Annotated in this window: 18 protein-coding genes; 13 read left to right on the top strand and 5 right to left on the bottom strand. The window is 69.2% G+C overall.

Features of this window, described 5'->3' with window-relative positions; all coding sequences use genetic code 11:
- The first annotated feature begins 193 nt into the window (after positions 1 to 193).
- The 4 genes from ABZ412_RS20685 to ABZ412_RS20670 all read left to right on the top strand — a co-directional run bounded on the left by ABZ412_RS20685 (position 194) and on the right by ABZ412_RS20670 (position 2979).
- Complete coding sequence (locus tag ABZ412_RS20685; protein ID WP_357282701.1) at positions 194 to 472, top strand: amino acid permease; 279 nt, start codon at positions 194 to 196, stop codon at positions 470 to 472.
- Between the two features lie 3 nt (positions 473 to 475).
- The gene (locus ABZ412_RS20680; protein ID WP_357282699.1) at positions 476 to 634 is read left to right on the top strand and encodes a hypothetical protein; all 159 of its coding nucleotides are present in this window, start codon (positions 476 to 478) and stop codon (positions 632 to 634) included.
- Positions 635 to 706: 72 nt separating this feature from the next.
- Complete coding sequence (locus ABZ412_RS20675) at positions 707 to 2089, top strand: dipeptidase (RefSeq protein WP_357282697.1); 1383 nt, start codon at positions 707 to 709, stop codon at positions 2087 to 2089.
- A 113-nt stretch (positions 2090 to 2202) separates the two neighbouring features.
- Positions 2203 to 2979, top strand: a complete 777-nt coding sequence (locus ABZ412_RS20670; RefSeq protein ID WP_357282696.1) for a hypothetical protein — start codon at positions 2203 to 2205, stop codon at positions 2977 to 2979.
- A gap of 54 nt (positions 2980 to 3033) precedes the next feature.
- Here ABZ412_RS20670 and ABZ412_RS20665 read toward each other — a convergent pair whose 3' ends face one another.
- Complete coding sequence (locus ABZ412_RS20665) at positions 3034 to 3678, bottom strand: MBL fold metallo-hydrolase (protein ID WP_357282694.1); 645 nt, start codon at positions 3676 to 3678, stop codon at positions 3034 to 3036.
- 201 nt (positions 3679 to 3879) lie between these two features.
- On the opposite strand from ABZ412_RS20665, the gene purS reads away from it, so the two are divergent.
- Together purS and purQ are read left to right on the top strand one after the other, a co-directional pair.
- The gene (purS, locus tag ABZ412_RS20660; protein ID WP_357089657.1) at positions 3880 to 4113 is read left to right on the top strand and encodes a phosphoribosylformylglycinamidine synthase subunit PurS; all 234 of its coding nucleotides are present in this window, start codon (positions 3880 to 3882) and stop codon (positions 4111 to 4113) included.
- Positions 4110 to 4787 (top strand): phosphoribosylformylglycinamidine synthase subunit PurQ, encoded by a 678-nt coding sequence (purQ, locus tag ABZ412_RS20655; protein WP_357282692.1) that lies wholly within the window; start codon positions 4110 to 4112, stop codon positions 4785 to 4787. The genes purS and purQ overlap by 4 nt, the downstream gene beginning before the upstream one ends.
- A 22-nt stretch (positions 4788 to 4809) precedes the next feature.
- On the opposite strand, the gene ABZ412_RS20650 is transcribed toward purQ, so the two are convergent.
- Entirely contained in the window at positions 4810 to 5883 is a 1074-nt protein-coding gene (locus tag ABZ412_RS20650) for a substrate-binding domain-containing protein (protein ID WP_357282690.1), read from the bottom strand.
- 78 nt (positions 5884 to 5961) lie between these two features.
- On the opposite strand from ABZ412_RS20650, the gene ABZ412_RS20645 reads away from it, so the two are divergent.
- Positions 5962 to 6372 (top strand): MarR family transcriptional regulator, encoded by a 411-nt coding sequence (locus tag ABZ412_RS20645; protein ID WP_357282689.1) that lies wholly within the window; start codon positions 5962 to 5964, stop codon positions 6370 to 6372.
- A gap of 24 nt (positions 6373 to 6396) precedes the next feature.
- Entirely contained in the window at positions 6397 to 7716 is a 1320-nt protein-coding gene (locus ABZ412_RS20640; RefSeq protein WP_357282687.1) for a M18 family aminopeptidase, read from the top strand.
- A 67-nt stretch (positions 7717 to 7783) separates the two neighbouring features.
- Here ABZ412_RS20640 and ABZ412_RS20635 read toward each other — a convergent pair whose 3' ends face one another.
- Positions 7784 to 9043 (bottom strand): glycosyltransferase 87 family protein, encoded by a 1260-nt coding sequence (locus tag ABZ412_RS20635; protein WP_357282685.1) that lies wholly within the window; start codon positions 9041 to 9043, stop codon positions 7784 to 7786.
- Positions 9044 to 9381: 338 nt separating this feature from the next.
- Between ABZ412_RS20635 and purL the strand changes: the two genes are divergently transcribed.
- Together purL and ABZ412_RS20625 are read left to right on the top strand one after the other, a co-directional pair.
- On the top strand, positions 9382 to 11676 hold the full coding sequence (gene purL, locus ABZ412_RS20630; protein ID WP_357282684.1) for a phosphoribosylformylglycinamidine synthase subunit PurL: 2295 nt from the start codon (positions 9382 to 9384) through the stop codon (positions 11674 to 11676).
- 230 nt (positions 11677 to 11906) lie between these two features.
- A complete protein-coding gene (locus ABZ412_RS20625; RefSeq protein WP_357282682.1) occupies positions 11907 to 12557 on the top strand; it encodes a zinc ribbon domain-containing protein in 651 nt (216 codons plus the stop codon).
- A gap of 96 nt (positions 12558 to 12653) precedes the next feature.
- On the opposite strand, the gene ABZ412_RS20620 is transcribed toward ABZ412_RS20625, so the two are convergent.
- Together ABZ412_RS20620 and ABZ412_RS20615 are read right to left on the bottom strand one after the other, a co-directional pair.
- On the bottom strand, positions 12654 to 13202 hold the full coding sequence (locus tag ABZ412_RS20620) for a hypothetical protein (protein ID WP_357282680.1): 549 nt from the start codon (positions 13200 to 13202) through the stop codon (positions 12654 to 12656).
- 72 nt (positions 13203 to 13274) lie between these two features.
- Complete coding sequence (locus ABZ412_RS20615) at positions 13275 to 13562, bottom strand: YiaA/YiaB family inner membrane protein (protein ID WP_357089635.1); 288 nt, start codon at positions 13560 to 13562, stop codon at positions 13275 to 13277.
- Between the two features lie 150 nt (positions 13563 to 13712).
- On the opposite strand from ABZ412_RS20615, the gene ABZ412_RS20610 reads away from it, so the two are divergent.
- The 3 genes from ABZ412_RS20610 to ABZ412_RS20600 are packed head-to-tail and all read left to right on the top strand — an operon-like array spanning position 13713 to position 16485.
- Positions 13713 to 15446 carry an alpha/beta hydrolase gene (locus ABZ412_RS20610; protein ID WP_357282679.1) on the top strand — a complete coding sequence of 578 codons (1734 nt, stop codon included), beginning with the start codon at positions 13713 to 13715 and terminating at the stop codon, positions 15444 to 15446.
- A gap of 1 nt (position 15447) precedes the next feature.
- Positions 15448 to 16089: a CPBP family intramembrane glutamic endopeptidase gene (locus ABZ412_RS20605; protein ID WP_357282677.1), complete on the top strand. Its 642-nt coding sequence runs from the start codon at positions 15448 to 15450 to the stop codon at positions 16087 to 16089.
- A 9-nt stretch (positions 16090 to 16098) separates the two neighbouring features.
- Positions 16099 to 16485: a sterol carrier family protein gene (locus ABZ412_RS20600; RefSeq protein WP_357282675.1), complete on the top strand. Its 387-nt coding sequence runs from the start codon at positions 16099 to 16101 to the stop codon at positions 16483 to 16485.
- The last annotated feature ends 1 nt before the right edge of the window (position 16486 follow it).

Genomic DNA, 16486 nt, shown 5'->3' with positions numbered 1-16486 from the left:
ACGGTTACTATTCAGCCTTGCGGCGGGGGACGGGTTCGGTGTTCTGCCTGGAAAGGACCAGTGATGACCGGCACGGTGACCAAGGGGGCTACGGCCACCAAGTGCATGTCGTGGGTGACGCTGGCGCTCATGACGACCAGTTCGGTGGCGAGTCTGCGCGCCGCGCCCACCATGGCGGTCTACGGGTTGGCCTGTGTGTTCCTCCTACCTGCTGCCCGCGCTGCTGTTCCTGCTGCCGACCGCGTTCGTGGCCGCCGAGCTGGCGTCCGGATGGGCGGGCGGCGTGTACAAGTGGGTGAGGGAGGGGCTCTCGCAGCCGCTGGGATTCCTTGCGGTGTGGTGTCAATTCGCCATGACGATCTTCTACTACCCGAGCCTGCTGGCTTATGTGGCAAGCACTTTCGCGTACATCATCGATCCGTCGCTGGCCTCCAACGGGTTGTACGTGGCGATCGTCATCATCACCATCTAATGGGTGGCGGTGTTCGTGTCCTCGCAGGGCACCAAAACCGTTGCGGGCCTGTCGAGTATGGGGCTGATCATCGGCACCCTGATACCGGAGTCCTATGCGGGCATGGAGATGAACGCCGTGCACGTGTCCTCGGCTGCCCCGATCAGCTCGCTTCCTACCTGAAGAGCGTCGGCGACCTGAAGACTGGTGCCACGGTCGATTCCGACGACCACCACTGACCACGGGAGGACGCCCATGACCAGTACCGTTGAAACCGAGGACGATTCGACCACGGCCGCCCTGCGCGCGGCGGTGAAGGAACTCATGCCGCGGGCGAAAAGCGATCTCGCCCAGCTCGTCTCGTTCAAGTCGGTGTACGACGCCCGGCAGTTCCCGATCGAGGAATGCGAGAAGACCGCGAAGTGGGTGGCCGACGCCTTCAGGGCGGAGGGCCTCGCCGATGTCGGACTGTACGAGACGCCCGACGGCAGCAAGGCCGTGGTCGCGCGCAGTGAGACCCCCGCGGGCGCGCCGACCATCATGCTGTACTGCCACTACGACGTGCAGCCGCCGCTCGACGGCGCCGCCTGGCAGACCCCGGTCTGGCAGCTCACCGAGAAGAACGGCCGCTGGTACGGGCGCGGCGCCGCCGACTGCAAGGGCAATATCGTCATGCACCTGACCGCGCTGCGGGCGCTGCGCAAGGTCTACGGCGACGACTTCCCGGTCGGGCTGGTGCTGGTCTCGGAGGGCTCCGAGGAGCAGGGCACCGGCGGCCTGGAGGAGTTCGTGCCCGGCCATGCCGACCTGCTGCGCGCCGACACCCTGCTGATCTGCGACTGCGGCAACTTCGCGGTCGGCGTGCCCACCTTCACCCAGACCCTGCGTGGCAATGTGAACGTGGTCGTCACCGTCGAAACCCTGTCCGGCCCCATGCATTCCGGCATGTTCGGCGGCCCGGCGCCGGACGCGCTCGCGGCCATGATCCACCTGCTGGGCACACTGCGCGACGCGGAGGGCAACACCACCGTCGACGGTCTGCGCAACGACCAGGTGTGGGAGGGGCACGACTACCCGGAGGCCCAATTCCGTTCCGACGCGGGCGTTCTCGACGGCGTCGACCTGGTGGGCGGCGGCAAGGTGGCCGACATGCTGTGGGCGCGACCGGCGCTGACCGTGCTCGGTATGGACGTCCCGGCCGTGGTCGGCTCCTCGGCGGCCATCCAGCCGAAGACCCGGGCGCGCCTCAACCTGCGTATCCCGCCGGGCACCAGGCCGGACGAGGCACTGAAAGCCCTGACCGCGCACCTGAAGTCGCACGCGCCGTGGCACGCGAAAGTGACCGTGGAGACCGAGGCCACCGGCTCGCCGTTCGTCGGCAGCACCGACGGCCCGGCGCGGCAGGCCATGTCGTCGGCCATGGAGGCCGCCTACGGGCGGCCCGCGACCACCGAAGGGCAGGGCGGCTCGATCCCGCTGTGCAATGTCTTCGCCGACACCTATCCGGAGGCCGAGATCATGCTCATGGGGGTCGAGGAACCCAAGTGCCTGATCCACGCGCCGAACGAGAGCGTCGATCCGACGGAGATCGAGAACATGGCGCTCGCTGAGGCGCTCTTCCTGGCTTCCTACCGTTAGGGCAGGTCAGCGGTATTTTTTCGCGTTCTGCCGTGCGGGCGCCGGAGTCGGTGAACACTGAACTGGTCATTTCGGTCAGAGAAGGGAAGGTTCGCCGACTCGAGGGAGCCAGCATGAAGCACGGCAGAGCCCCGGCCACCGCGGCCGCGTTCCTCACCACCGTCACACTGTCATCGCTGTTCATCACCTCCGGCACCACCACGGCCGCCCCGGAAGACGTCACCGTCACCGCGAGCCTGGCCGGCAGAACCGCCTCGATCACACTCGACAACGGCAGCTTCGCCGTCGAGAACGGCAATCTCGTCATCCGCGAGCCGGGCGGGCAGGTCGTCCGCACCCTGGCGCTGTACTACAAGGTCGACGACCTCCAGTACCCGATCCGGGCACTGGTCTCCGACCAGTCGGTCGAGCTGACCCCGGAATCCGATCGCGGCCAGGCCACCCTCGACCCCGCCCCTGGCACCCTGCCCCTGCCCGGCACCCAGCAGCAGCAACAGGACAGGTTCGACACCACCGTCGCGCAGGGCGCGGCCATCGGCGCGCTCGCCGGCGGCATTCCGGGTGCGGCGGCGGGCTGTGCCCTCGGCGGGGGACCGGGCGCGGGCGTCGGAGCCATCGCGGGCGGTGTGCTCGGGTTCATCGCGGGCATCATCGCGGCAGCGCTGCTGGCGCCGATCGTCGTCTCCGGCGAGATGGCGCTGGCGCCCGGATTCGCGGCGGCCGGTGCGGCGCTCGGCGTCGCGGGCGGTGCGATCACCGGCACCGTCGGCGGCTGCACCCTGGGCGCGGCCATCATCGGCGGCGCGAGTGCCCTGGTCGGCGCTCTGGTGGGCGCCGGGGTCGGGGCGGCGGTCGCGCAGTTCACCACGAATCCGCCTCCACCGCAGTAGTTTCCACGAACTCGCGCCGCCGGGCGGTGGCCGCTCCCGCCCGGCGGCGCGGAATCAGAATTCGGCGTTGTCCTCGGGTTCCACGACCCGGAATTCGGTATTGGCCGGACCCATTTCGGCCAGTCGACCGAAATAGATGCCCTGCGCCGCGGGCTCGATGATCCCGTAGTGGATGGGGAAGGCGATGCGGGGATTTACCGCCCGCAGGTAATCGACGGCCTCGCTGATACGCATCCACGGTGCGACGGCGGGAATGGCGAGAACACCGACCGGTGTCGGCGGAACCCACAGTGAATCACCGGGGTGGACGAGTTGGGACGGATCTTCCGCGGTGCCGAGTTGGAAGACAGTGTTGTCTATTACCGGGATCTCGGGGTGGATGACCGCGTGCCGGCCACCGCCGCCGGTAATTTGGACTTCACCGACTTTCAGAACATTTCCGGCATGGACCGCCTCCCAGGGCTCACCCCGCTGCAGCGCGGTCTGCGGGTCAGACAACAGCCTGGCCTGCGGATTCGCCTCGATCAGGGCCCCGATTCGGTTCGAGTCGATGTGGTCGGGGTGCTGATGGGTGACCGCGATCGCGTCCAATCCGGTGATGCCCTCGAATCCGTGCGAGAAATTGCCCGGATCGAATAGGATCTTCGCGCCGTTCAGTTCCACCAGAATGCAGGAATGTCCGAAATGGGCTATGCGCATGGGACAACGGTAGCCCCGCACCGGCCTGGGACGCTCCGTCAGTCGCCCCTGGTCGCGGCGGACCCCGCTGTGGCGCAGGCCACGGACGGTCGGCCCCGGCGCGGCCCGCGCCGCCCACGCCAACTACGCTGATCAGCGATACCCCCCGCTCGGCCTGGCATGCATGGACCGAGCGCCGCCCCACCAGCTGAGGAGCAACGCGTGGCACGTGTCGTGGTCGAGGTGATGCCGAAGGCCGAGATCCTGGATCCGCAGGGACAGGCCATCGTCGGAGCGCTGGGGCGTCTCGGGCACCCCGGGATCTCGGATGTGCGGCAGGGCAAGCGATTCGAGCTGGACGTCGCCGACGACGTCAGCGACGCCGATCTCGAGCAGATCGCCGAAACGCTGCTGGCCAACGTCGTGATCGAGGACTGGAAGGTCGTCCGGCTGTGAGCGCCCGCATCGGTGTCATCACCTTCCCGGGCACGCTCGACGACGTCGACGCCGCCCGGGCCGTGAAACTGGCCGGATCCGAGCCCGTTTCGCTGTGGCACGCCGATGCCGACCTCAAGCAGGTCGACGCGGTCGTGGTCCCCGGCGGGTTCTCCTACGGCGACTACCTGCGCGCGGGCGCCATCGCCTCGATGGCCCCCGTCATGGGTGAGGTCATCAAGGCCGCCGAGCAGGGCATGCCGATCCTGGGCATCTGCAACGGCTTCCAGATCCTGTGCGAGGCGGGCCTGCTGCCGGGCGCGCTGACCCGCAACGAGGGCCTGCACTTCGTCTGCCGCGACCAGTGGCTGACCGTCGAGCAGACCGACACCGCCTGGACCACCCGCTACGAGCCGGGCGCCCAGATCCTCATCCCCGTCAAGAACGCCGAGGGCCGCTTCCAGGCGTCCGCCGAGGTGCTCGACGAGCTCGAGGGCGAGGGCCGCGTGGTCTTCCGCTACGCGGGCGGCAACCCCAACGGGTCGCAGCGCGATATCGCGGGCATCACCTCCGCGAACCGTCGCGTCGTCGGCTTGATGCCGCACCCCGAGCACGCCACCGAGCCGCTCACCGGCCCCAGCGACGACGGCCTGGGCCTGTTCCTGTCCGTGCTGGACAGCCTGGTCTCCGCGTAATCACGCGAGCACAACCGAACAACTAGATCCCGTCGAGGATCTCGAAGTCGATGCCGCCCGCCCTGGCCAGCCAGGTCGGGCGGATCGCTTGTCGGCCCTCGAATCCGAGCTCGCCCCACGGGGTTTCGATGACCGGACGGTCCGCGATCGCGGACTGGATCCGCCGCACGTCCAGCGATCCGGCCAGCTCGGCCATGCCGCGCAGGGCGTGAATGGCCTCGTAGCTGGTGTTGCTGAAATTCGTCAGGGAGGGCGCGAAGCCCCCGTGTAGTCGGCGATACCGGTTCTGTCGTTCCCGGTCGTGCGGGCCGTTCACGAAGAACCCGGACGGCACGAACAGATTGTGGTTCGCGCCGCCGCCCGCGGCCAGCAGCACGTTCTCGTCCACCGCCGGGCTCACCCGGACCTGCTGCGCCGTTCGTCCGGTGCGGGTGAACTGCACATTGAAGCGGGCCACGTCCGCGCCCACCAGCAGCACGATCACCCCGTCCGCCCGATCCAGCCGCGGATCGTCGAGGAAGTCCCGGAAATCGTGGGTGTTCATGGGCACGAACACCTCCAGCGGGATCAGGTCCGGATCCGTGAGCGCGGCCCGCACGGCCGCCGCCGTGCGCCGGGGCCACACGTAATCGTTGCCGATGATCGCCCAGCGGCGCGCGTCGCAGGAGCGGCGCAGCCAGTCCAGGGCGGGCAGGATCTGATGCCGGGGGTCCGCGCCGATCATGAACAGGCCCGCGGGAGCCGAAGCCGAGTTCAGGCCCTCGTGATCGGTGGCGAACAGATACGGCACCCGCCCCGCGGTCTCCCGCTCCACCGCCCGCCGCACCGCCGAGGTGTGCCATCCCGTGACCGCCCGCACCAGGCCGGTGGCCAGCAGCGCGGACACCTCCGCCGCCACTACCGACGGTTCCCGGCCCCCGTCTATGTGGGTGACGCGCAATTCTCTTCCCAGAATTCCGGTACCGGAGTTGATTTCTTCCAACGCCAGAGAAATGGCCGCCTCGCAGGAAGGCCCGAAGATACCGCCGGGACCCTGCTGCGGAACTATGTTGATGATCTCGAAGACGTTCTCGGGATTCCCGTCGAACGGGGACATCGGTTACCCTTCCCCTCGTTCAAGCGGTTTTTCTGACGGGCGGGAAATATGGCGACAATTCTAGGTGGATTTTCCACCTTGCATGGAGCCCTCCGGGCGGCCGAGCGGAGTTGGCTTCGTCACCTGGACGCCGCGCTGTGCGCGCGACGGCTCACCGCCGACCAATGGTGCATGCTCACCAACCTCTCCGCCGACATCGGCATCACCATGAGTGAACTGGCGACGCGGGCCCAGCTGGCCCCGTCCTCGGCCACCCGGCACGCCGACCATCTGGCTGAGCGCGGACTCATCTTCCGGGTCGCCGCGGCCGACGACCGCCGCCGCATCCTCATCGGATTGAGCCGCCGCGGCGAGGAACTCGTCGCCGAGGTGCGCGCCGAGGAAGCCCGCGCCGAGGCCGAAATGCGCCGCAGTCTCGGCAGTGACGACTACCTCGAACTGGTCCGCCTGCTCGGCCGGGTCGCCGAAGCCCCGCTCCCCGGGAACTGAACCGAGGTTCCTTAGTATCGGGGGATGCCTGTTGCCGAGACCACCGCGACCGCCGCCGGCCTGTGTGAATTCATCGATGCCTCCCCGTCGCCGTTCCACGTCTGCCGAACTGTCGCAGCGGAACTCGACGACCTCGGCTTCACCCGGCTCTCCGAATCGGCGCCCTGGCCCTCCAGCAGCGCGGGCCGCTACTACGTGGTGCGCGGCGGCTCGCTGGTCGCGTGGGCGGACGGCGGACCCGGCGCGCCCACCGGCTTCCGCGCCGGGCAGGCCACGCCCTTCCGCGTGGTCGGCGCACATACCGACAGCCCCAACCTGCGGGTCAAGCAGCACCCGGACCTGGCCGTCGCGGGCTGGCAGCTGGTCGGGCTGGAACCCTACGGCGGGGCCTGGCTGAACTCCTGGCTCGACCGCGACCTCGGCATCTCCGGGCGGCTCTCGGTGCGCGATGGAAACATGGTGCGGGAGCAGCTGATTCGCATCGACGAGCCGCTCCTGCGGGTGCCGCAACTGGCCATCCACCTCTCCGACGACCGGCGCGGGGTACAGCTGGACCCGCAGCGGCACGTGAACGCGGTGTGGGGGATCGGCGGCGAACCGCGATCGTTCATGGCGTTCATCGCCGAACGGGCCGGCGTCGAGGCGGACGCGGTGCTCGGCTGGGAGCTGATGACCCATGATCTGGTGCCGTCCAGACTGATCGGCCGCGCCCTGGATCTGGTGAGCGCGCCCCGGCTCGACAACCAGGGCACCTGCTACGCCGGGCTGCGCGCCTTCCTGGCCGCGATCGACGAACCCGGCGCGGCGGTTCCGGTGCTGGCCATGTTCGATCACGAGGAGGTCGGCAGCCAATCCGACCGCGGCGCGCAATCCGACCTGCTGCCCACGGTGCTCGAACGCATCGTGCTCACCCGCGGCGGCGGCCGCGCCGAATACCTGGCGGCCCTGGCCGGTTCGATCTGCGCTTCGGGCGACATGGCGCACGCGACCCACCCCAACTACCCGGACCGGCACGAACCGGCCCACCGCATCGAGGTGAACGGGGGACCGGTGCTCAAGGTCAACCAGAACCTGCGCTACGCCACCGACGCCACCGGCGCGGGCGCCTTCGCGCTCGCCTGCGCGCAGGCCGACGTGCCGCTGCAGCGCTACGTGCACCGGGCCGACCTGCCCTGCGGCTCCACCATCGGGCCGATGACCGCGGCCCGCACCGGCATGCCCACGGTGGATGTCGGCGCGGCCCAGCTGGCCATGCACTCGGCGCGGGAAATGATGGGCGCGGCCGATGTGGCCGCGTACGCGGCGGCGCTCGCGGCGTTCCTGACGCCGGAAGCCGTGCGCTGATCCAGCTTCCGACACGACGAAGGGCCGCCCGCACGATCCGTGCGGGCGGCCCTTTCGCTTCGGGGTACTAGGCGTTCGACAGCTCGGCGTCGGCCGCCGCGGGCTTCGGGTGATACGTCAGTGCCGCCACCACGAACACGATCAGCGTGAACAACACGTAGCTGTTGCCGACGATCTGCTGCCACCAGTTCCAGGTGAGCTCGCGGTCGTGGTCGTGCGGGAGCAGCCACATCGGGCCGATCGCGAACATCACCACGGCCGCGCCGACCGCGCCCAGGAACCACGGATTGCGGCGGCCGCGGGAGATCGCGTCGGCGGCCACGATCAGCGCGGGCGCGATCCACACCCAGTGATGCGACCAGGAGACCGGCGAAACCAGCAGCACCGCCGCGGCATTCACCATCAGCGCGGCCACGTTCGAGCCGGCGTCCAGCAGTCGCTTCATCCACAGCGCGGCCAGCGCCACCGCGGCCACCGACAGCACCAGCCAGATCAGCGTGGACATCGAGGTCGAGTAGCCGAGCCGGAACACGAAACCCTTGATCGACTGATTGCCCGCGTACCAGGGCGGGCCGATGCGGCCGGTGTCGGCCAGCGTGTGGAACCAGTACTCCGGCGAATCGTGCGGGAACAGTACGAAACCGGCCGCCACCGCGCCGATGGCCGACACGATGAGCGTGATCGCGCCCTTCCAGTCCTTACGCAGCAGGAAGTAGAGGAGATAGCCGCCCGGAGTCAGCTTCACCGACACCGCGATACCGATCAGCATGCCGCGCGGCCAGAAGGTCTTGCGCGCCAGGCAGTCCAGCGCGACCGCGGCCATCAACACCAGGTTGATCTGCCCGAACCCGTAGGTCTGGCGGATCGGTTCCAGCAGTTGCAGCACGGCGACCGCGCCGATCACGATGGCCAGGCGGGTCTGCCAGGCCAGGGTCGGCCGGATCCGGTCCAGCACCACCCACAGCGTCACACCCAGCGAGGCGATCGACACCGCGAGCACCGCCCACTCCGCGATCGCCAGGGGCATCAGGGCCAGCGGCGCGAAGAACAGCGCGGCCAGCGGGGGATAGGTGAACGGAAGCCCGAGCCCGAAAACCGGCGGCATCGGCCCGTACAGATCCTTGCCGTCCAGCCAGGCCCGCGCACCGTTGCGGTACACCTGCAGGTCGATGTATCCGTGCCAGAGCTTGGCCTGATAGCTGATGAAAGCGGACACCGCGAACAGTGCGACCGCGACCAGGAGCAGCTCTCCCTGCCGTCGAGTCAGCCCTGCAGGCGTGGTCACGGGTTGTTCGGTCGGATCCGCGACCCCGGATCGATCGTTCACCGCCACAGACTAGCTCCCCCGCCTCCCCGAGACTTCAGCGCACGGCTCGGGTGCCGTGGCCCGAACTGCATGCGGACCGGCGGTCAGGAGCCGAAACGATTTCGGGCGTACGCGGCGAGTTACCCCGGTCGGCGGCAAATCAGTTGGCGCTTCGGCATACGAAACACGTAGTGGGTATGGGCGGGGCTGTGAGTGTCGAGAAGTGGTCCCGGACACAGCGATGGGCGGGGTAAGGGCCTGATTTGGTCGGCAATTAGACTCGGTGCGTATCTCGCCGACATCCAGCAACGCGGGCATTCGCTTCCGACCTGCCCGGCCGAAAGGACTCTGGTATTCCCGTGACCAGCCACGTCGATACCGTCAGCAACGCCGCGGCCACCTCGGACCACCCGCAGCCCTACAAGGAACTCGGCCTCAAGGACGACGAGTACGCCCGGATCAAGGAGATCCTCGGGCGCCGTCCCACCGACGCCGAGCTCGCCATGTACTCGGTGATGTGGTCGGAGCACTGCTCCTACAAGTCCTCCAAGGTGCACCTGCGCTACTTCGGTGAGACCACCACCGACGAGATGAAGAAGTCGATGCTCGCGGGCATCGGCGAGAACGCCGGCGTGGTCGACATCGGCGACGGCTGGGCGGTCACCTTCAAGGTCGAATCGCACAACCACCCCTCCTACGTGGAGCCCTACCAGGGCGCGGCCACCGGCGTCGGCGGCATCGTGCGCGACATCATGGCCATGGGCGCGCGCCCGATCGCGGTGATGGACCAGCTGCGCTTCGGCGCGGCCGACCACCCCGACACCCGGCGCGTGGTCGACGGCGTCGTCCGCGGTGTCGGCGGCTACGGCAACTCGCTGGGCCTGCCGAACGTGGGCGGCGAGACCGTGTTCGACTCGTCCTACCAGGGCAATCCGCTCGTCAACGCGCTGTGCGCGGGCGTCATGCGGGTCGAGGACCTGCACCTGGCCTTCGCCTCCGGCAAGGGCAACAAGATCATCCTGTTCGGCGCGCGCACCGGCCTCGACGGCATCGGCGGCGTGTCCGTGCTCGCCTCGGACACCTTCTCCGGCGACGAATCCGGCTCCGGCCGTAAGAAGCTCCCCAGCGTCCAGGTCGGCGACCCGTTCGCCGAGAAGGTCCTCATCGAGTGCTGTCTCGAGCTGTACCACGCCGGACTCGTGGTCGGCATCCAGGACCTCGGCGGCGCCGGCCTGTCCTGCGCCACCTCCGAACTGGCCGCGGCCGGTGACGGCGGCATGCTGGTCGACCTGGACCAGGTCCCGCTGCGCGCCGCCGGCATGACCGCCGCCGAGATCCTGTCGAGCGAATCGCAGGAGCGCATGTGCGCGGTCGTCACCCCCGAGAACGTGGACGCCTTCATGGCCGTCTGCAAGAAGTGGGACGTCAACGCCAATGTCATCGGTGAGGTCACCGACGGCGACCGCCTGGTCATCACCTGGCACGGCGAGACCGTCGTCGACGTGCCGCCGCGCACCGTCGCCCACCAGGGCCCGGTCTACGAGCGCCCGGTGCAGCGGCCCGCGGATCAGGATGCGCTGAACGCGGATTCGGCCTCGCACCTGAACCGTCCGCAGACCGGCGACGAACTGCGCGCCACCCTGATGAAGATGCTGGCCAGCCCGCAGCTGTGCTCGCGCAAGTGGATCACCGAGCAGTACGACCGCTACGTGCGCGGCAACACCGTGCTCGCCGAGCACGCCGACGCCGGCGTGGTCCGCATCGACGAGGAGTCCGGCCGCGGCATCGCCCTGGCCACCGACGCCTCCGGCCGCTACACCAAGCTGGACCCGTACACCGGCGCGCAGCTGGCGCTGGCCGAGGCCTTCCGCAATGTCGCCGTCACCGGCGCCACCCCGAAGGCCGTCACCAACTGCCTCAACTTCGGTTCGCCGGAGGATCCGGGCGTCATGTGGCAGTTCCAGCAGGCCGTGCGCGGTCTCGCGGACGGCTGTGCGGCCCTGGGCATTCCGGTCACCGGCGGCAACGTGTCGTTCTACAACCAGACCGGCCAGACCGCCATCCTGCCGACCCCCGTGGTCGGCGTGCTCGGCGTCATCGACGATGTGCACCGCCGCATCCCGACCGGCCTGGGCACCGAGCCCGGCGAGACCCTGATCCTGCTCGGCGAGACCCGTGACGAGCTCGACGGCTCCATCTGGGCGCAGGTCGAGCACGACCACCTCGGCGGCCTGCCCCCGAAGGTCGACTTCGCCCGCGAGCAGCTGATCTCCGAGATCCTGGTGTCCGGCTCCCGCGACGGCATGGTCTCCGCCGCGCACGACGTCTCCGAGGGCGGCCTCATCCAGACCGTCGTCGAGGCCGCGCTGGCCGGCGAAACCGCCTGCCGCATCATCCTTCCCGAGGGCGCCGACCCGTTCGTCACCCTCTTCTCCGAGTCCGCCGGTCGCGTCCTGGTCGCCGTCCCCCGCTCGGAGGAAACCCGCTTCACCAAGATGTGCGACGCTCGCGGCCTCCCGTGGGCCCGCATCGGCGTCGTCGACGACGGCTCCGACTCCGTCGAGGTCCAGGGCCTGTTCAAGGCCACCCTCGACGAGCTCCGCGCCGCCCATGAGGGCACCCTCCCCGCCCTCTTCGGCAACGCCGACCACTGAGCGGTCGCCCGCGGCGCTGAACCGTAGCGGCCGCACAGCCGTAGGAATGATCGAGAGCCCGCCCGGTTCGTCCGGGCGGGCTCTCGCCATCCACGGCCACGGCCGGTGGCCGACGCGGTACACATGTTGCGCTTTGTGATCTCCCGCCGATATCAGACCTGTTGGTGCTCGGGTGGTTCCCGCGCGCCTTCGACGTATTCACATCGGCTGCAAAGGAATCGAACACCACCATGGCCGCGCCGGTCGTCTTCACCAGCAACTATTCCGATATGTCGAACGACGAGGGCTTCCAGTGGGACTTCCACTGCGACCGATGCAGAACCGTCTACCAGTCGGCGTTCCAGCAGAACTACCTCTCGCGAGGCCGCGGCCTGCTGCGCGTGCTGCGGGACCTGTTCGGTGACCGTTTCAGCGTGCTGAACAAGGCATCCTCGGCCGCCGACAGCTACTCCAACAGCTGGGGCAGCTCATCCTCGAGCACCAAGGACAAGGCCTTCGCCACCGCCATCAGGGACGTGGAGCCGAACTTCCGGCAGTGCGGGGGCTGCGGTTCCTGGATGTGCGCACGCAACTGCTGGAACGAGCAGGTGGGACAGTGCACGGGTTGCTCACCCCTGGTCCAGCACGAGATCGCGCGGGCGCAGGCCGCCGCCCGCGGTGAACAGATCCAGGAAGCGGCGCGGCAACAGGATTGGGCCCAGCAGCACGACATCTCCACTCCGGCCCGGGTTCTCTGCCCGACCTGCGGTTCCAACACCACCGGCGGTCGGTTCTGCGGAGCCTGCGGCACTGCTCTGGACCTGCGTTCGGGCTGTCGCGGCTGCGGGCATCAGATCCCGGTGGGGTCGGCGTTCTGCTCGAATTGCGGGCAAGGTCAATAGCGGTCCACCCGCACGAGAGCCCGCCGGATTCCTCCGGCGGGCTCTCGCCATATCCCGTGCGGGACAGCTCGATCGAGTTGTCGCCGCGCCGTGCACCTAGTGGAACAGGCTGCTCAGCAGCGGGCCGATCACCGGAATCGAACTCGCGCTACCGGTTCCGGTCGTCGGCGGCGTCGTGGTGGGCGGAGTCGTCGTCGGGGTGCAGCTCGCTCCGGCGGGAGCGCTCTGAACCACATGGACGTTGGGGATCATGGAGTCGATGATCGCGTTGGGGCCGAGCGCCGAGTCGTAGGCGAATGCCCCGAGGGCGGTGTCTCCCGCATAGGTGGGTGCCCAATTCACGGTCATGCCCTGGCCCGCGACATACGGCAGGGTAGCGATGGTGGTGGTCGTGCCCTGCGGGGCGGGCGACCAGACGAACGTGATGCTCGAGTAGCCCGCGGCCTGGGCCATCAATGCCGTGGCGTCGGTGGCGGACAGGCTGATCGTGTAGGTGGTGCCGACGCAGTAGGCCTGCGAGGCCTGCAGCTGCAGGGTGTTCACCACGCCCGCCGACGCGGTCGTCGCTGTCGCGATCGCGGCCGCCCCCACCGCGGCCATGGCAGCGAATCCGATGCTCGAGTGGCCCAGGATCGACTTCTTCATACTCTTGTACTCCCCTAACCAAACCCCTTGGAGATCAAGGGGACGGCCAGCGTATCCGAGCGGGGCGACAAGTCAGTTGATCTTGAAAGGATCGTGTTCGGCCATCAGTTTCTCCATGCGGGCCTCGTCGATGCGCTGGTGCACCTTCGACGATTCATGCTGGTCGCGAATGACTTTCGCGAGGGTGAAGCTACTGCTGACCAGGAACAGCATGGCCATCAGGAGGAAGCCGCGCTGCCAGATGTCGAGGGGGAGGTAGGCGATGCCGATGATCAAGGCGCAGAAGCTGATTCCGAAGGCGATCGCGGCCTGCGCCAGAAACGCCGTGGTGGACTTGGTCTGTGCGCTGGGGTTGCTCATGAATCCGAGTGTGGCTGTCGCGCGGTCGAATCGACCGAGTACATCTACTCGAGTCGGGTCGGTAGAAGCCGTGCCCGACACGCCCGGGTGATGGCCTCTCTCACACGTGGGGCTCCCCGGATTCGGGCCGGTTGCGTCCATACTTGACGGGTGCTGGACTCCGCCCACGCCCTGACCCGGTTGCGCACGCGCGCCGCCGTGGTCGCGCGGCGGGCGGAGGGCATCATCGACCTCAATCACACGGGGTTGGTGGTGGCGACCATCTTCTTCGCGTGGTCGGTGACGCCCTCGCTGGTGCCGCGGGATTGGTTGTTCCAGGGCCTGATCTCCGGGATCAACGCCGCCATCGGGTACGGCGTCGGGTGCGTTCTGCAATGGGCCTTCCGGCGGTGGGTGCGGCCGCGGATTCCGGTCGAGACCCCGCCCGAATGGGTGCGCTACCTGGTGAAGGTCGTCGTGGTCGTCGCGTGCGCCCTGGTGGCGGCCGCCATGCTGGTGCTGTCCGCGGACTGGCAGCGCGAGATCACCAGCCTCATGAACATGGAGGGCACCACCCGCGCCGCGTATCTGCGCACGGGCGGGCTGAGCGTGGCGGTCGGCGCGCTCGTCGTCGCCGTCTACCGGACGCTGCGGGAGACGGTGCGGTTCCTGGCTCGGCTGCTCAGCCGGTGGGTGAAGGTGCCGCCCGCGCTCGCGCCCGCGATCGGGGCGCTGCTGCTGACCGTCCTGATCGTGACCCTGTTCAACGGTGTCGCCACCCGGGCCTTCTTCGCGGTCGCGAACTCGGCGTTCAGTGTGCGCAACGACAAGATGAGCGACTTCGCGGTACAGCCGATGAAGCCGGAGCGTTCCGGGAGTCCGGCCTCGCTGGCCAAGTGGGAGACGCTGGGGTCGGAGGGACGGTGGTTCGTCTCGCACGGACCCGATCCGGTGTTGATCAGCGCTGTCACCGGAAAGCCCGCGCGCGAACCGATTCGGGTCTATGTGGGACTGAAATCGGCGACCCAGGACATGCGCGAGGAGGACATGGCCGTCGCCGAACTCCAGCGCACCGGGGCCTTCGACCGCAAGGTGCTGGTGCTGGCCACCACCACCGGGACCGGCTGGGTGAACGGGGAGGCGGCCGCCGCGCTCGAATACATGTGGGGCGGCGACACCGCGATCGTCGCGTCCCAGTACTCGTATCTGCCGAGCGTGCTGTCGTTCCTGGCGGACCGCGAGAAGGTCGCGGCCAACGGGCGCACCATGTTCGACGCGGTGTACCGGGCCTGGTCGCAACGACCGGCTGACCATCGGCCCAAGCTGCTCGTGTACGGGGAGAGCCTCGGCTCGCAGGGCTCCGAATCCGCCTTCGACGGACTGGCCGATCTGCGCTCCAAGGTCGACGGCGCGCTGTGGGTGGGGCCGCCCAACTCGAATCGACTGTGGCGGCAGTTCGTTCAACGCCGCGACCCGGGCACCCGGGAAGTGGATCCGATCTACGCCGACGGGCTGGTGGTCCGATTCGCCGCCACCGCCGAGGATTTGAACCGGCCCTCGCCGGAGTGGCGCAAGCCGCGCATCGCCTACCTGCAGCATCCGTCCGACCCCATCGTGTGGTGGTCGTCGGATCTCATCTTCTCCCAACCGGATTGGCTGTCCGAACCGCGCGGCGCGGACGTGTCCTCACAGATGCGGTGGTGGCCGTTCGTCACCTTCTGGCAGGTCGTCGCCGACCTCACCAACGCCCAGGGCGTCAGCGACGGGCACGGCCACCGGTACGGCTCCCTGGTTCTCGACGGCTGGGCCGCGGTCGCCGCGCCGCCGGACTGGACGCCGGTCCTCGGGGAACGCATCCGCACCCAGATCGAGCTCGCGGAGGCGTACGAGCGGGCGGTCAAGTAGCGTGCGCGCCCGGGCCCGCGCGCTACTGCGTCCGAAAGCCCTGGCCGCCATGGCGATACCGCTGATCTGGAGCAACCACCTGCTCCCGGCCCTGCGCCTGGATGTGCGCGGCCGCACCGCCGCCAACACCGGCTACGCGCTCGCGTACACCCTCGCCTTTCGGGGAGACCCGACCTTCGGGTCCCGCCGCGGCATCCGGGCCGGAGCCGTCGCCGCGGGCACCGTGCTGTCCGGCTACGCCGCGGCCCTCGCCATTCCGGCCGCCCGCCGCCACCTGGCCGGACTCGCCGACCGGGGCCCCGGCGTCTCCACCCTGGAATGGGCCGCCCTGCACATTCCCGGCGGCACCGTCCTGACCGAGGAACTGGTCTACCGCTCCACCCTGACGCCGCTGCTGGAACGCACGGCGGGCGAGATCGGAACCGTCGCGGGCGCACTGGTTTTCGGCCTCTCCCACATCCAGCCCGCGCGTGCCGCCGCCGACCCGATCGCCGGCACCGTCGCCCTCACCACGGGGGCGGGCCTGGTGTTCGACCTGCTGCGCCGCCGCACCGGCAGCGCCACCGCCCCGGCCCTGCTGCATCTGGCCCTCAATGCGGGCGGAGCCCTCGCCCCTCGACTGGCCCGCCGCCTCGCGCAGTAGCCTCACGGCATGGCGCGACGAGGTACGGTGGATCCGGCGGAGGTGCGAGCGGCGGTCGCCGCGGTGGGGGAGTGGCTGCGCGACGACTCCGCGCCCGCGCCCGCCCGCACCGAGATCGCGGCGGCGGTCCGCGGCACCGCCCGGGCGCTCGCGGCCGACGCCCCCGGACACTCGGTCGAGGTGCGGGTTCCGCCCTTCGTCGCCGTCCAGTGCATCGAGGGTCCCAGGCACACCCGCGGCAATCCGCCCAATGTCGTCGAAACAGATGCTCGGACTTGGCTGTTGCTGGCGACCGGTCTGCTCGACTTCGGCGCCGCGGTGGAATCGGCCGCCCTCACCGCCTCCGGCAGCCGGGCGGGCGAGGTCGCGCGCTGGCTGCCGGTCGTCCCGCTCTGAG

The organism is Nocardia sp. NPDC005746 (assembly GCF_040630785.1).
Taxonomy (GTDB): Bacteria; Actinomycetota; Actinomycetes; order Mycobacteriales; family Mycobacteriaceae; genus Nocardia.
This window is presented reverse-complemented; position numbering and strand designations above follow the sequence as displayed.